General features: G+C 40.7%; 12 protein-coding genes and 2 pseudogenes. 6 read left to right on the top strand and 8 right to left on the bottom strand.

The genetic code is table 11. From position 1 onward, the window contains the following. Positions 1–132 precede the first annotated feature (132 nt). Positions 133–531, bottom strand: coding sequence for a hypothetical protein (locus KB186_RS19290; protein ID WP_232774195.1), 399 nt, complete (start codon positions 529–531; stop codon positions 133–135). Positions 532–715: 184 nt separating this feature from the next. Here KB186_RS19290 and KB186_RS19285 point away from each other — a divergent pair, with 184 nt between their 5' ends. Beyond that, positions 716–1144, top strand: coding sequence for a NucA/NucB deoxyribonuclease domain-containing protein (locus KB186_RS19285; RefSeq protein ID WP_232774194.1), 429 nt, complete (start codon positions 716–718; stop codon positions 1142–1144). 445 nt (positions 1145–1589) lie between these two features. On the opposite strand, the gene KB186_RS19280 is transcribed toward KB186_RS19285, so the two are convergent. Both KB186_RS19280 and KB186_RS19275 read right to left on the bottom strand, forming a co-directional pair. Further along, positions 1590–2042 (bottom strand): hypothetical protein, encoded by a 453-nt coding sequence (locus tag KB186_RS19280; protein WP_232774193.1) that lies wholly within the window; start codon positions 2040–2042, stop codon positions 1590–1592. A gap of 1062 nt (positions 2043–3104) precedes the next feature. After that, positions 3105–3560, bottom strand: coding sequence for a hypothetical protein (locus KB186_RS19275; protein WP_232774192.1), 456 nt, complete (start codon positions 3558–3560; stop codon positions 3105–3107). A 115-nt stretch (positions 3561–3675) separates the two neighbouring features. Here KB186_RS19275 and KB186_RS19270 point away from each other — a divergent pair, with 115 nt between their 5' ends. Beyond that, positions 3676–3861, top strand: a complete 186-nt coding sequence (locus KB186_RS19270; RefSeq protein ID WP_173611547.1) for a hypothetical protein — start codon at positions 3676–3678, stop codon at positions 3859–3861. A 207-nt stretch (positions 3862–4068) separates the two neighbouring features. On the opposite strand, the gene KB186_RS19265 is transcribed toward KB186_RS19270, so the two are convergent. Both KB186_RS19265 and KB186_RS19260 read right to left on the bottom strand, forming a co-directional pair. After that, on the bottom strand, positions 4069–5259 hold the full coding sequence (locus KB186_RS19265) for a hypothetical protein (protein WP_232774191.1): 1191 nt from the start codon (positions 5257–5259) through the stop codon (positions 4069–4071). 357 nt (positions 5260–5616) lie between these two features. Beyond that, positions 5617–6042 (bottom strand): hypothetical protein, encoded by a 426-nt coding sequence (locus KB186_RS19260; RefSeq protein ID WP_173611549.1) that lies wholly within the window; start codon positions 6040–6042, stop codon positions 5617–5619. A gap of 770 nt (positions 6043–6812) precedes the next feature. Here KB186_RS19260 and KB186_RS19255 point away from each other — a divergent pair. From KB186_RS19255 to KB186_RS19245, 3 genes are all read left to right on the top strand, one after another. Further along, positions 6813–7193 (top strand): DUF1259 domain-containing protein, encoded by a 381-nt coding sequence (locus tag KB186_RS19255; protein WP_173611550.1) that lies wholly within the window; start codon positions 6813–6815, stop codon positions 7191–7193. 231 nt (positions 7194–7424) lie between these two features. Further along, complete coding sequence (locus tag KB186_RS19250) at positions 7425–7889, top strand: DUF421 domain-containing protein (RefSeq protein ID WP_229088210.1); 465 nt, start codon at positions 7425–7427, stop codon at positions 7887–7889. Positions 7890–8087: 198 nt separating this feature from the next. Next, entirely contained in the window at positions 8088–8420 is a 333-nt protein-coding gene (locus tag KB186_RS19245) for a DUF2834 domain-containing protein (protein ID WP_173611551.1), read from the top strand. 137 nt (positions 8421–8557) lie between these two features. Here KB186_RS19245 and KB186_RS19240 read toward each other — a convergent pair. Both KB186_RS19240 and KB186_RS19235 read right to left on the bottom strand, forming a co-directional pair. Continuing rightward, positions 8558–8620 (bottom strand): annotated as a pseudogene (locus KB186_RS19240) (sigma factor-like helix-turn-helix DNA-binding protein); the annotation flags it as partial. A gap of 151 nt (positions 8621–8771) precedes the next feature. Then, the gene (locus KB186_RS19235) at positions 8772–10652 is read right to left on the bottom strand and encodes a S8 family peptidase (protein WP_232774190.1); all 1881 of its coding nucleotides are present in this window, start codon (positions 10650–10652) and stop codon (positions 8772–8774) included. An 832-nt stretch (positions 10653–11484) separates the two neighbouring features. On the opposite strand from KB186_RS19235, the gene KB186_RS19230 reads away from it, so the two are divergent. Continuing rightward, positions 11485–11607, top strand: a complete 123-nt coding sequence (locus KB186_RS19230; RefSeq protein ID WP_232774189.1) for a DUF2834 domain-containing protein — start codon at positions 11485–11487, stop codon at positions 11605–11607. Positions 11608–11763: 156 nt separating this feature from the next. On the opposite strand, the pseudogene KB186_RS19225 reads toward KB186_RS19230, so the two are convergent. Then, a pseudogene (locus KB186_RS19225) lies at positions 11764–12138 on the bottom strand (sigma-70 family RNA polymerase sigma factor); the annotation flags it as partial. Positions 12139–12191 lie beyond the last annotated feature (53 nt).

Below are 12191 nucleotides of genomic sequence, written 5' to 3'. Positions count from 1 at the left end.
CACCATTACTGACGTTAAGCAACTTGACCATGTACTTATGGGAGCGCCATTTCCTTTTATTCAGCAAGATGTTTCAAGTATTGTTCCTTGGGATTTGATCAATTACAAAGTTTATTTCAAGCATCCGTTTGACTATCCGACAACCTGCTGATCAACTACGGATGCTTCGTATCCTTCACCGGTAATCCCCACATATTGTTCGGGTGCTAACTTTCCTCGCTCCAAAAAACGCGCGACATCTTCTGCCATATCCTCTTCGAACCGATACAACAAGCGAATATACTTCGTGTAATCTATGCCTTCTTTTGTATTTATCGATTCTTTGATCGATTCCCCCGTGTTAACTTCTTTCGTAAAATCTGCTGCTCCTGTTTTTGTAATCCCCACGGTGATCGGACCCCCTTTAAATAACTCCACGTTGACGATGGAGTTCTGCGCACTTTTATTGGACCCCAGTTTGAGCTGCACAGCGTCTACCACTTCGTGGGTTTCCATGCCAAGGACGTCGATTAAGGTGATTTCATTCACCATACGTCTTTATCTGTTTTTTGAATAAGCTTTTTCCTTAATGAAAAGTACACACGATAACTCAAGTAACCATAACACTTCCCACCTCTGATAAAGGTTAACAGAGGGTTTTAAGCATTCACAACGCTTCGATATAATGTTTGGCGGTGTTATTATTGATAAAGAACTTACATTGGAGGACAAAAGCATGACACAGAAAAAAATGCTGGTGTTGATTGTGGCGTTAATGATCGGCGCCGCCTATTTCTTTGGGCTTGTTCCAATAGAGAACAAAACAGTCAGCAACGGGAACGTAGACCATACGATTGTTTTTCCGTCTGATCGATACCCTCAGACTGCAAAGCATATTAAAGAAGCGGTTGCCTCTGGGAAGTCAGCTGTATGCACAATTGACCGCAGTGGAGCACATGAAAATCGCGAAGAATCACTCAAAGGCATACCTACAAAAAAGGGGTTCGATCGAGACGAATGGCCGATGGCGATGTGTGCTGAGGGTGGAACAGGGGCACATATCGAATACATATCTCCTTCAGATAATCGCGGAGCTGGATCGTGGATTTCCAATCAACTTGAGGATTTTCCAGATGGAACCAAGGTTGAAATCTTGGACAAATAAGGTCTCTATTTTGTGAACTTGCATTGATACGAATAAACACTTCACAGTAAAATACCCGTCTCCTTAAAACAGAGACGGGTTAGCTATTTTTAGATTCCATTCGAACATATCGTTTTTGGACTGCCAACCATTACTGGCTTTGTTGTGATGTTTGTGCAGGTCACGGTGTCCTCCTATATACACGACTGTTAAATTGTCTGTTACAATTGCTGCAATCATATACGGAAAAATTAAGTAGGTTTGCAGGATTAAAACACTTTCCCTCTCGATTTTGCGGGGGGAACGTGTCTAATGTCATTAATTTTAATCAAGTTGTAATTGACTTTCGTTATTTACCTGCAATCCTTTGGCCACTCCATTAGGAGACTGCAATTCACCTTCTTCTTCGAGGAATTTCCCTTGATAAACCCCTTTAATTACGTACGCATCTTTGGCAACGGGACCTTCATATTTCTAAGTATACGTACGCTTTTTCACCTGTTTCGAATACCTCATTACCTTCAAAAGTATACTCTGTTCGATCTTTATATCCGCCGGTCTCTAGTATTTTGATCACATTTTCCGGCTCTACATCACCCTTATACACATGTTTGACTTTTGCATCACTAAGGGTAAATACGACGTTTTTATACTGGAAGCTCTCCGATACATTGATTTCAACCTTGGCAATCACTTCAGCGCTTTCATTAAGCTTTTGTATACTGTCGAAGTCCTCTACGACCTCTCCCAATACATCTACTTTTTTTATAGTCTGCTTATCACTTTTTGCTGGTTTATGAGATGTTTGGTCGTAAGCACGAATCGTTTGGATTTTATAAGAATCTAAAAATAGATAGCCCCCGCCAAAAAGAAAACCTACTATTAGTGTTGATAATATAAATTGTCTATTTTTCTTCATTTCATTTTTCGTCCTTCCCATTTCTTTTTTACATGAACTCATATCAACCATGTAATAAGAGTTTGGATCCAGCGTACGGAGACTTCCTCCGTTTCTATTTTGTTAAAAAAGTAGAATACTACAGCATTTCTACATGTAAATATATGTAATTTCCCCACTTACTTTGACGAATGATTCTCTCTTTTGTTTCACGACTAGTCCCCAATTTCTTCTTGGAAGTCGCTTCTTTTTTGCTGATAAATAGCATGTCTTAGCCTGTGAACATGAGAAGAACGTGCCAATAAAAAAAACGACTCATGATTCAAGATGGTTATTGGCTCACATAGTCAGTCTGAAGTAGCTTTTTAACTTTCGTCCAGTTTCCTGTATTCGGCAACAAATCAATGAACGTATCAAAATATCCAAAACTATTTCGTTCATTTTTAAGACATCGTCTGCACTTACTTGTTTAAAACCTGCTTTCTAACATGTCGGTGTAATAAGATGCTGGTACACGCACGAAAGTGATATGTCATGACCATAGTCCGAAAGATCCGAATCCATATTTAGGAGTGAGAACAAAATGATCCTGCTTAAAAAGTTCAGTCTTTGGCTAACTTTGGTCAGTATTTTGATTTGCCTATTCGATTTTTTAGCGAATGATACGAAACACATCTTATTTATGGTGACAAACCCCATCCTCAATGAAATCGTTTATATGGAATCGTTCAAACATTGGATAATGGAAGTGCATCAGGATGCTAATAGTACCATTCTTCCTACTGGGTATCTACTGCATGTCATTACTTACTTCTTGTTTGGACTATTGATTGACTTAGTACTTACATTTAGAAAAAAACAACTTCAAAACAATTAAAAAACAAAGGGGACGTGTCCAAACAACATGCCTCCTTTGTTTTTTAAGCTCATTTATTTGCAATTACTTCACTACACTCACGAGGTCCTCTACATTGATCCAATATGCAGCCCAGTCGCTCACTCGACCGACGAAGCACTTCATCAGTGTAGTAAATTTCCCCTGTTGCTGAGTGAACATGCTGGCATACTCCAAGTCACCCAAAATTAATTTTCAACTACCGAACCCCTCATATAAACCGGAACGCTTGCATAATTAGCAAACTCCAGGTAATATGTCCCGGGCTCCAGAATAAAGTCCTCCTCCTTATAATCTCTTGCCACTATCGACATAGACACACTTTTTCTGTCACCGAGTCTAATAATACTTACCTTTGAATCTGGATAAACCGGAGCCCAAATGATATTAGCTGTATTGACTTTCAACTTTACTGATTTTGTAGAGTCTACCGTAAATGTTTCTGAGTTGTGCCAACGATCTACTCTAGAAATATCAAAAGAAATAAGAACCTGACCTTGGGCATTGGCCTGGACTTTCTTTTGATTGAGTTTCTGGATCGAATTCTGTGTGCTATCACTCGCAAATGCAGCTTGAGTACCAATTGTTAAAGCGGAAGCAGCAACAGCACATAACAGAGTATTTTTAAATTTGCCTCTCAACATCTTATCCCTCTCCCTTTTTACATTTAACAAGACTCCCGAGAAAGTTAAAAAGCGTCGTTAAACCGTGAGTTTGTGATCATTTGAAAAATCCCAAGTGTGTTAGATTACACCATAGATGGAGAAGATAACTATCGTTACTCTTGAAAAACTCTTCAAGGAGGGAACGAATTGGGGAAATATCGCTGTTATTACTGTGAACGTGAAACCGACAGCGTTCGCCAAATCACGTTTTTCCAAGGTAAGCAGGATCGCGATGAACTATTATGCGATACCTGTCATGCTGACTGGATCGAATCCCTAAAGAGTGAGCCATAGGCAGGGTAACACTTCCCACTCCCACCCATAGTGAATGTGCTATAGGGTGGGTCTTTTTTTGTCCATCCTCCTCCGCTCATACGGCTTGTAAAAAGTAGGAAGGAAACATAAAAAAAGCACCACACGGGTGCTTTTGTTTGATAATGGTACAGATCATAATGTTTTACATAAAGTTTATAGATGCGTCGTAAGCTCACCGAATATGGTCCAGGACGCTTTTCATGACCTGCGGCGAGTCCTGCCGGTCGAATAAATTGTAGCGGGCCTTGACTGTTTGATATACCTGATTCAGCGCTTTTTGGCTCTTCGTTTTCCGGTACTCACTCACAAGTTTGGTGAAGGAAGGATGCCGGATTACGTCTGTTCGCCAGTCCCACACGCGCGGTTTTTGGACTTCTCGCCGGACCTGTTCCACCATCTCTATTACTTTTGGTGCAAGAGAGGCGCTGAGCTGTGCTTCGGCTTTTTTCTTCTCTGGAAGATCAGATAGCATCACATAGTTAGGTAGGGAAGACAGCGGCTTGTTGTTGATATGCAACAATTCGCCTGAAGAGTTATGCACAGCCTCTAGCAATAAGTCCTGATTGACTTCGTATTGAAAATACTCCCATCCAGTCGCCGTTTTTTTACTAGGCAAAAACAGATGGATGAAGTCGAGCATATTTGTGTAGTACGGCTGTGACTGCGGATACACATACCCTTTTGCATCGACCTGGAATCCCGGCACTCCCACCTCTATTGCCCAGCGAACCGCTTCACTTTGGCTGTCCTTGGGAGCTACACTCCCCTTATAAGGCCTCGCTTTCTTGTACATGCGGTACAACGTCTCCGCAACAAATTGCTTCGTAAGCCGCTGATCTTTCAGTTCCTCAGGCTGTACGTACCCCGCCTGGACAAGTGCGTTTATCCGCGCTTTTAATTCTATTTCCCCCCGCTTTTGCCGCAACTCGCCTCCCCATTGACCAGATGCTTGCTGGTCCAATATTTGCTTGCTGATGGCAGCCGGATCATATCCTTGGGGATAGACGGGATCCAATATCCCGATCTCATTGTACAGGGCAAGTAAATACCCATCTTTAGAGACGCTGAATTCATCGATCATGAAACCGCGCGGCGTGTCTGTACCGTTTAGATCGCCGACGATTTCCGTGAGGTCTCTTCTGTTTTTGTCCAAGATGCTGGCCGGATGCGGATTTTTGATCTTGAGCGCTCCTTTTAGGAGATAATGAAAAACTTCTTTTTCTTCCAGTGTATTGACCGTTGGCATTTTGTAGGCAATGCGATAAGAGGCCACCGTTGCCGCTGCTGCCTCTTGAATTGGATAGGCGATCTGCCCGACAGACAGAACGGCTGCGATTGCAGCGATAAACACAACCTTTTTCATGTATTTGTTACCTCCTCATTGGGGCAAGGGTATCGGAATTTGATTCACGGGTGTTTGCAAAATACATTTGTTAGACGCACCTTTCTTGAATAAAGTTACATCACACCCATAATTCCCCGAAGATATCCAACCTCCGGGCAGAAGTCTCCGCCGCAAGCCAATCCTTATACCTATTGCGGCCACAGGTTATAAGAGGTGGTGCAGAAGATAAATCTGCACATTGTGACAGGATCGGCGTATTCGAAATATGAGAAGTACAGAACAAGAGGCTAGGACTGGAACCTTTGCTTAATGAGCTAATTTTGCAAAAAAAAAGCACCGCGTGGGTGCTTTTATGTCTATATATTCAGTTAGCAATTATTTTAACCAAAAATTAATAACCGTATCCCAACCTTTTTCCCCTCTAATTTCCACCGGAGCTGATACTGCGAGTACTCTATTGTTTTCGTCTACAGCATAAGCATGTATTCTGTATAGTTTTCCAATTCTCAAACTATAAATTTTTGAGCTAGTAGTGTAAGAAGTACCAGTCATATCCTCGTATCCATCGGTTACATTGTACCGAACCCACTTATATCTATCTGCACCTGGAATATAATTAAACTTCACCCCAATGTCTTGAAACATATCTTCATACTTTTCATCTTCGTTAGAAGATATTTTTGATGGTGAATATTTAGCGCTTGCAGAAAGTGCAGGTGATTGCTGTCCCTCCTGTGCAAATGCAGGTACAGCTGAAGTCAATAGTGCCAATGTTGCTAAACTAGTCAGAAACTTTTTCATCGAAAAACACTCCTTCTATTTCTTATTTTTACCCGCCCTCAGAAGAGAAGCAAGTTAACGGGGGAGTGGACTTGGTTGCCGACATTCAAATGTTACAGAGAACTTTTTCTTTTTCCATCTCCTACCATTTTTTACAAAAACATCGTAACACGCGCCCTTAAATAGTACAAGTGTATTTTTTAAAATTATTCCAGGATTTTTTTCGGCAAAGGTCTCCGACTCGAGCCAAGAACTTACTCTGCTCAGAATGTCCCCCGTTCGTAAGTTCACATTCTTCATCACCATGAATTCGCTCAGGTACGCTATTGTAAGGGATAGACGGTATCTCCGAAATACTACTTTCGCTTGCTCTTGACTCAAAATTACCGATTGCACCATTTTAAATCGCCCTGCCTTTTATCCCCGATTTTCTCAGGGTTTTATCTAGGTTTTTTTCGGTCTTTCTGCCATAAAAAAAACACTCAGATCATCCCGAGTGCCAGAGCAATTTGACGTATAGCATCTTTTTTCTTTCGTAATACCTGTCCTTGGTCAAACCCATTTCAAGATAAAGGATTGATATCTTTTACCCCTGATTAGCTAAGATATTTCTCCTCGATACCTTCTTCCCCAGCTACGCGTCTCAAATTCCTTTTCTCCAATAGCAATTAATGTAGTAATCCCATTGCTATTATCATTTCACTTGTACATGCACCCTTTTTTACCTCTGTCCAGAACCTCTTATTCTCTTCTACATAGAATGCATTAAATCAAGAAAAGGAGGATCACACTTGAAGATACCGAAAAGTTTATGCGATCGTATAGCCAAAATTCTGGGTGGGACAGGCATGTCAAATGATACTTGTTCTATCACGATTCAGCGTAATCTCAATGCAACAATCTTGGGCAAACCATATGATACTGAGCATGAAATTACCATTGAATCCCTCGATAAAGAAGGAAATACCTTGAATACGGGGGAATTTACACTCCTGCAAAACGAAGTCCAAAAATTTATTGACGCTGTTCGTAAGGAAGGGTTTATCGTTTCTGCCCTGCACAATCACTGGCTCTTTGATAAGCCACGTCTCATGTATTTGCATATTGAATCCGTTGAACCCCCCATAGAGTTTGCAAAGAAGCTACGACGTGCTTTGAATGTACTGAAATAACTAACCCTAGTGGCGCTAAGCGTATAAAAGCTTAGCGCCTCTTTCATTGCCTGCCGTTATCGTTTCGATTGTTTTGTTGCCTACTCGTCTCCTTGCTACATACTTTCATCGTCTTCCCCCCTTTTAGTAAATCGTGTGGTTTAAAAATTCTTCCTGCCAATTGGGCAACCTATACCATCATGAATGCGGAGGTATTAAACTTTTCTATTAGCAGCAGTTTTGGTCGTGGTCATGATGTTGATGGAATACCTGGAGATTAAGTCTAACGGATTCGAAACTTTTATTACGGGCAAGGCAGTTCATGTAATTGAAAATGGGCAATTGGTTGAAAGTAACATGCGCAAACTCAGGCTAACAGCTGATAAGCTTGAAATGAGACTACGGCAAGCTGGAATCTCAAGTATCTCTGATGTTGAGTGGGCTACAATTGAAGTTAGTGGGAACTTAGGATATCAACTTAAATTGGAAAAGCAACCTGCTACGAAAGAAGACATCCAAAGGTTAATTGATGTTCTTGAGAACCGAATTCCACATACAGAACCCTTTGTACCCAATAACATTTTTTCAGAGATTAAATATGGACATCAAAATCCACACCCAACCAATCTCCAGCAAGCATGCATTCGCATTCTACCAGGGCTGCAAGATAGTTTTGCCGCTCTCTATTTCCCTGATGATTTCTTCGTTATTGACTAAGTACACATTTTGTTCATACTCTCTTCGTTGGATCCCTTCAAGGCTTTTCATGTTAACTACATAATTGTTCACCATGGTATTTAGTATTTTGAGCAATGCGAACATTCCCTAAATTGCAAAAAAATAACTCTAAAACGAATTGAAGTTGACTCTTTATTGACTGTATAATATCCCCAAAAATAAAGGGGGAGGTAAAGAATGAAAAACCTATATTTATTACTGGCAATTTTGGGAGCTGTCTTGCCTTACAGTTATTTCATTCCGTTCCTTCGTGCAAATGGATTAGATATCAAGCTCTTTACATCGGAACTTTTTGCAAACGACATTTCTTCGTTTTTTGCAACCGATTTTCTTATCTCATGCCTAATTTTCTGGGTATTCCTTTTTCAAGAAGTTCGAAAGCATCACATTAAGCATTGGTGGATTTACATAGTCGCAACTTTAACTATTGGGCTATCATTTGCTTTTCCTCTGTTTCTTTACTTCAGACAAAAAACCATAGATGGGAAGGATAGTTATCGTTCCTCTTGAAAAACTCTGTGCGGATACAATCATACTTGAGTTATTCGCACAGCAATCACCCGTAAGACGGCTGGCTGAAAGAATGCCTCTCTCACTGGTGATTTTTCCAAGTGATTTTCCTTTATTCCCTTACCTTTTATCTTCAACAACTTCATCAACGCTCGCTTTTCGATATGGGATACATACGAACGAGATATACCCAGCTCACGGTCGTGATTCTGTCGAAAGCCTCCCAATAAAAAAGCCCCGTCCAGAGACGGGTCAGAGTGTAGATGAAATTCCTTTCTGATTAAATAAGGAAGCTTTTAGGGATTCAAATATAGCTCCCTTTCTTTGAAATGTCATGATAAAACTCGCACGTTACCATTTTAGTGTAATATTATCGACAAAAGCTGAATCAGATCCACTACTCCCACTACCATCTTTTACATACCTTAAAGTAATTGTATGGAGTCCGAATTGAATCGGAGTCTCGAACTTTGACCAAGAAACGTTACCAGATACACTCAGAACTTTCATTCCTCCAATCAAAATTTCAAAAAAATCGTAGTTACTTTCTGAGCTAACTTTATAATCCATAGACAAAATTGCACTAGAGACAGTTGTAGGAATACTTAAATTAAAACTAACTCTGGATTCTTGTCCGTCGGAAATATCTTTATTGGTAAAACTGTATGTGCCATCATATCGATCTAAATTGGTACGTACCCAGTCGCCCGAGAAGTCAAATGCATGTTGTGCATCTTCAAAGTCCTCCTTAACTACAGTTGGAGTTGAGCTATACAGTTCTAATGTAAAAGGACCTGTTTGAGAGTCATCTTCTCCAGAAACGCTAATGAAAACAGTTTTTCCAGCATCAAGAAATACAGCTGCATTCGTTACTCCTGTCACTGTTCCATACGGACTAAACCCTAGCAATTTATAACTTTCATCATAAACACGAATATGAGTTTTCATTTGATTAGTTATTTTAAACAAGTATCTGGCGGATATTGGAGCCACATATTTAAAATGTTTTACACCACCATTAACTAAATTGCTATTAGTATGAGAACCTGTAATGGTAGTAGCGCTAGACGTTAATTTCCCTGTATATGCATTTCGTGAGGTCCACGGGGAAATAACCATTCCCTTTCCAAAGACGACATCCATGCCATCTTTCCCCAACTCTTCTACATTTGACAAAATCAAATTTTTAATTTGACTAGCCGTATAAGAAGGATTCATTTGCCAATACAAGGCAGCTAGTCCTGTTACGTGAGGAGTTGCACAAGAAGTACCATGAAATAATCCGTACTCCTTAGAAATATCATAATGATTAATCCCATTTCTATTGGCGCTTGAAGGAATGGTTGTCATCACATTATGACCAGGAGCAGACACATCCATTTCCGGACCACGACTTGAATATACGGCAGGTTCTTTATTAGCCTTTAGACACCCTACAGATAATACAAAATCGTATCTTGCTGGATAAATCATATTGTCATTCATTGCCCCGCCTACATTTCCTTCATTACCCGCACCACAAATTATTAGAATGTCATGAAACAATGCAGCATCTCGAAAGGCGATCTTACGGTTTTCCACATCTACAATTCCACCAAAGCTGCAATTAATAATTTTTACTCCTTGGCTAACCAACCACTCTATTGCTTCGATTTGAGCTGCTACGTCCAAACCATTTCCAGTTTCGTGGGTAATTTTTGCACAATAAAGAGACGCTCCTGGAGCAATTCCCACATAACCTTTATCATTGTTACGCGCGCCAATAATTCCTGCAACTGATGTACCGTGACCCAGGTAATCAGACTCTGGTGGCGTTGTATATCCATAGACTGCTGCATAAGCGTTATAACGGCCTGCATATACAATGTCCTCATGATTTGCGAAACCTGAGTCAATAATACCCACTTTTACACCTGCACCCGTGTATCCTTTAGAAACGAATTCTGGTAAACCAATTAATGCAGATGGCCATTCTGGTGGGTTCTGTGCCATTAAGTGCTGGTCTTCAATATTCTCCTCCACCGCGAGAATGTCCGGGTCATTTCTTAACGAAACAAGTAAACTTTCATCTGGATCACTGATAATAAAGGTACGAGGTAAATTCTTGAGTTCTTTTTGTACTTTGGCTCCGTGCTTAATTAACTTTTGCATGTTACTTTCATGTACTTCTTTTAATGTCGTTCTCTTGAACGGTTTCTCCTTAAAAGAGACCAAGTAAATTTTTTTCTTCATAAATTTTCTCTCCTTTGATTTGTGAATTTTCTGATCAGATAGCAAAAAGAAAAGCCACCCAGTGTTCCCGAGTGGCGTATTTCTTATTTGCTTGTCCCCATTTTATCAAAGAGTCTTGTTAGCTTGCAGAATCATACTGCACTGTAAACTTATGTAATTAAATGTCAACCTAGTAAGCCCACCATATTGAACTTGGTTTTCAAAAGAAAAAGCACCGCGTAGGTGCTTAATTTAAACTATTTCTTATTAGTATCGCTGTGACAAAAACCCCTGCGATACTTGGAAGAATAATTTTCGAACTAACAACAATTTCAGGTATTGACATTCCAAGATAAACTTCTGGCAAAATATCACCCCCTATACTTCCATTCTGAGGTAATGGCAGGCGCTTGTCTATATCAAAAACTCCACTCTTGCGGCAGAGGCCTCCGCCGCAAGAGAATCCTTACGCCTACTGCGGTCACAGGCTGTAGAGGTGATGCAGCAGGTAATTCGGCACACTTGAGACAGAATTGACGTATACGAATATGAGAGATACTGAAGAAGGGGCGAGTGGCCGGAGCCGTAGGCCTCGCATGTAGTCCCTTGTCCGGTAAATCCCAGCAGATTAATTCGCGATTTTCCAAGTTCCAAGTTCCGAGAGAGATTCCCGAAAATTGAAAACCACTGTAAGACAATGCAAAAAAGAAATAATTGCATGGTTCCCTGCTACGCTCGTCGCAACTTGTGCCTTCAGGCTCAAAATGTCCCCCTCTCGTTAAGGTCACAGATTTGCTCAGGTACGCCATTGATAAGGAATAGACGGTATCTCCCAAAAAGGGGGAAGTAAAGAATGAAAAACCTATATTTGTTACTGGCAATTTTGGGAGCTGTCTTGCCTTACAGTTATTTCATTTCGTTCCTTCATGCAAATGTATTAGATATCAAGCTCTTTACATCGGACAAAAAACCATAAATGGGAAGGATAGCTATCGTTCCTCTTGAAAAACTCTATGCGGATACAATCATACTTGAGCTATTCGCACAGCAATCACCCGTAAGATGGCTGGCTGAAAGAATGCCTCTCTTACGGGTGATTTCCCCAAATGATTCTCCTTTATTCCCTTACCTTTTATCTTCCCTGCGGCTGTTTCGTTCGATAAAACTCATTAAACAACTTCATCAACGCTCGCTTTTCGATACGGGATACATACGAACGAGATATGCCCAGCTCACGTGCAATTTCACGCTGTGTCTTTTCTTTGTCCTGATCCAGCCCAAACCTGCCGATGATCACCTCTTTTTCGCGCTCATCGAGGATGTGTATGTGCTGATAAATTTTACTGGACTCTAACTTGAGCTGCACAGCGTCGACCACTTCGTCGGTTTCTGTGCCAAGGACGTCGATTAAGGTGATTTCATTGCCTTCTTTATCCGTCCCGATTGGGTCGTGCAAGGAAACATCTTTTTTGGTTTTTTTCAAACTTCTCAGATGCATGAGGATTTCAATCTAAATGTCAAAAGAGGAGCATAAACGGACTTAGAACGTGTATATCTCCA

Source organism: Brevibacillus sp. AF8, assembly GCF_021270385.1.
In the GTDB taxonomy this organism is placed as follows: domain Bacteria; phylum Bacillota; class Bacilli; order Brevibacillales; family Brevibacillaceae; genus Brevibacillus.
The sequence above is the reverse complement of the archived record's forward strand: the minus strand, read 5'-3'. Positions and strand labels throughout refer to the sequence as shown.

Coding starts and splice junctions, on each gene's coding strand:
- KB186_RS19290 (WP_232774195.1), bottom strand. CDS start 531: ATGGTGAATGAAATCACCTTAATCGACGTCCTTGGCATGGAAACCCAC.
- KB186_RS19285 (WP_232774194.1), top strand. CDS start 716: ATGACACAGAAAAAAATGCTGGTGTTGATTGTGGCGTTAATGATCGGC.
- KB186_RS19280 (WP_232774193.1), bottom strand. CDS start 2,042: ATGAAGAAAAATAGACAATTTATATTATCAACACTAATAGTAGGTTTT.
- KB186_RS19275 (WP_232774192.1), bottom strand. CDS start 3,560: ATGTTGAGAGGCAAATTTAAAAATACTCTGTTATGTGCTGTTGCTGCT.
- KB186_RS19270 (WP_173611547.1), top strand. CDS start 3,676: ATGGAGAAGATAACTATCGTTACTCTTGAAAAACTCTTCAAGGAGGGA.
- KB186_RS19265 (WP_232774191.1), bottom strand. CDS start 5,259: ATGAAAAAGGTTGTGTTTATCGCTGCAATCGCAGCCGTTCTGTCTGTC.
- KB186_RS19260 (WP_173611549.1), bottom strand. CDS start 6,042: ATGAAAAAGTTTCTGACTAGTTTAGCAACATTGGCACTATTGACTTCA.
- KB186_RS19250 (WP_229088210.1), top strand. CDS start 7,425: ATGATGTTGATGGAATACCTGGAGATTAAGTCTAACGGATTCGAAACT.
- KB186_RS19245 (WP_173611551.1), top strand. CDS start 8,088: ATGAAAAACCTATATTTATTACTGGCAATTTTGGGAGCTGTCTTGCCT.
- KB186_RS19235 (WP_232774190.1), bottom strand. CDS start 10,652: ATGAAGAAAAAAATTTACTTGGTCTCTTTTAAGGAGAAACCGTTCAAG.
- KB186_RS19230 (WP_232774189.1), top strand. CDS start 11,485: ATGAAAAACCTATATTTGTTACTGGCAATTTTGGGAGCTGTCTTGCCT.